This is a genomic window from Sphingomonas sp. CCH9-F2 (genome assembly GCF_001556735.1).
GTDB classification, from domain to species: Bacteria; Pseudomonadota; Alphaproteobacteria; order Sphingomonadales; family Sphingomonadaceae; genus Sphingomonas; species Sphingomonas ginsenosidimutans.
This window is the reverse complement of the sequence record NZ_LSJO01000579.1, coordinates 1-1,838: the sequence shown is the minus strand read 5'-3', so window position 1 is coordinate 1,838 and position 1,838 is coordinate 1. Positions and strand designations below refer to the sequence as shown.

At 61.4% G+C, this 1,838-nt stretch carries 4 protein-coding genes; 3 read left to right on the top strand and 1 reads right to left on the bottom strand.

All coding sequences use genetic code 11. The annotated features are described in order from the left end of the window. On the top strand, positions 1–59 hold a 59-nt coding region (locus AX685_RS23555), incomplete at its 5' end, for an alanine--tRNA ligase-related protein (protein ID WP_156445870.1). Positions 60–363: 304 nt separating this feature from the next. Here the strand turns inward: AX685_RS23555 and AX685_RS16320 are convergent. After that, positions 364–636, bottom strand: a complete 273-nt coding sequence (locus tag AX685_RS16320; protein ID WP_197418658.1) for a helix-turn-helix domain-containing protein — start codon at positions 634–636, stop codon at positions 364–366. 73 nt (positions 637–709) lie between these two features. On the opposite strand from AX685_RS16320, the gene AX685_RS16315 reads away from it, so the two are divergent. Both AX685_RS16315 and AX685_RS16310 read left to right on the top strand, forming a co-directional pair. Next, positions 710–1,288 carry a hypothetical protein gene (locus AX685_RS16315; protein ID WP_066490566.1) on the top strand — a complete coding sequence of 193 codons (579 nt, stop codon included), beginning with the start codon at positions 710–712 and terminating at the stop codon, positions 1,286–1,288. Continuing rightward, positions 1,285–1,707, top strand: coding sequence for a protealysin inhibitor emfourin (locus tag AX685_RS16310; protein WP_017980694.1), 423 nt, complete (start codon positions 1,285–1,287; stop codon positions 1,705–1,707). The genes AX685_RS16315 and AX685_RS16310 overlap by 4 nt, the downstream gene beginning before the upstream one ends. Positions 1,708–1,838 lie beyond the last annotated feature (131 nt).

Here is a 1,838-nt window from a genome sequence, read left to right as displayed (position 1 = left end):
ATGTCGGCTATACCGCGCGGCACCATACCTTCTTCGAGATGCTGGGGAATTTCAGTTGAGCAGTTACAGCGGCACCCCTAACCTCTTAACCTCTCATTGAACCCTCTAACCCCGCGAGATACTTTTCTTTGAATTTTAAAGATTCAGAAAGGCAGGCTCTAGCGTCGCATTGCGTCCACAGTGCCGTGCGCTAGCGTAAATCGTCAGGACCGGGCAGCGACTTGCTCGATCGATCCAGGCCCCAGTCAGTGCAGTAACGCGGTGACGAAGGACGGATGGGGTAATGTCGGCGTCTGCGACGAACCATGTCCATGCCTCGCTCCTCGTCGATCGCACCGGCACGACCTACCAAGCGGATGCCCGCTATTCAGTTGGTCGCTCGTCAACCCTCTTACCAACTGAAATCTCGAGAGCTTGCTTCAACAACATGACCGGATCGACCCCGATAGCCAATGCCACGGCAACATACTCGTCAACGCCAAGCAGGCGCTCGCCGGTTTCGTACCGCGACACGTAGGCCTGTTGCCAACTTAGCCGCCCAGCGAGATCGACCTGCCGCAGCTTGGCATCACGGCGTGCCTTTGTGAGCAGGTGCACGATGCGACAATGCAGGTCAGACGAAGCAGGAGAACGCATACTAGGCATCTACCATTTGCCTAGTATACGTAAAGCGTATATCACGCGTCTAGCTTTTTGCGAGCGCGATCCGATGGAAGACGACCGAATTGCTGAGAAGTGTGCATCGGCGGACAGGGAAGCTTCCATACCGGTGCTGAATCGCTTCGTCGCTCGCCTGGAGGTCAGCCGGACCTACCCGTGTCCGGTGGTCAGCATCCTAACCTTCTGGGCCGGGCTGATCGCGCTCACCGTCGTCGACAAGGTGACCGGAACGACGCCTGTGGTAGCGAGCCGCCTCTATGCGGTTGCATGGGCGCTGGTAGTAGGCCTGGAACTCGGCCGCGATGTTTGGGTCCAACGTCACCGCTACGCGTCACCTCGCTGGCTACAAGCTTTAGATGCGGCCGTGGGCCACGAGGTGACCGTCCATGCGCTGGCCGCGCTGATCAGGCAGCATGAGCACGAGTTGGATTACGTGGTCACCCGCTCCGATCTGAGATTCGAGGTTCAGGCAGAGCGAGCTCGACGAAGGGAAGCTGCACGGCGAGCGGAAGGATTTCGCCTTGTCGAAGCACCGGTGATCGACGCCGCTCAGGTCGCGCGCGACGAGGAACGACGCCGTCGTGCTCGTGAGCGGCGTGCCGCCAGGCAGGGCAGGGCGCCTGCGTGACCGGCTCTAAGCCGGAAACGGTTGGAGATCTGGTCGGCATTACGATCTCCGGCGGGATCGCGCACTTTCCCGGCCGGGCTGGCGAGCGAGTTCGCCACTTCGCCGATCTCGACCCGACACTGGTCGCCGAGCTGCTCACCGCGGCCGAGGCGAGTGACTTCTTCACCCGCCCGGTTCCGAATGGGACTGCGCCTGTCCGCCCTGACGCGCGCACGTACAGCATACGTCTCGTGCATGCCGACCACTCACGGGTGCTGACCGTCCCGGAGCCGTTCGAAGCACCGGAGCTGGCGCAGCTGATCCGAACCGTGCGCCGCTGCCTATCGGGCAGGGCGAGACACCACGCTTCGCATTTGCTCGGCGCTCCCGACGTGATAGCGTCCGTTCGCCGCCCGGTCAGTCCCGGCGGTGAGGCGTAGCAACCTCAAGACATAGCAGCCGGTCAGCAATTAGGTGTTGGCCGGGTGGCCGTCACGCATGTCCAGGGCTCCGCCTAAAGTCTCTAGCTGCTGCCCCCACGGTAGAGGGTATCCAGACTTTATATTGCTAC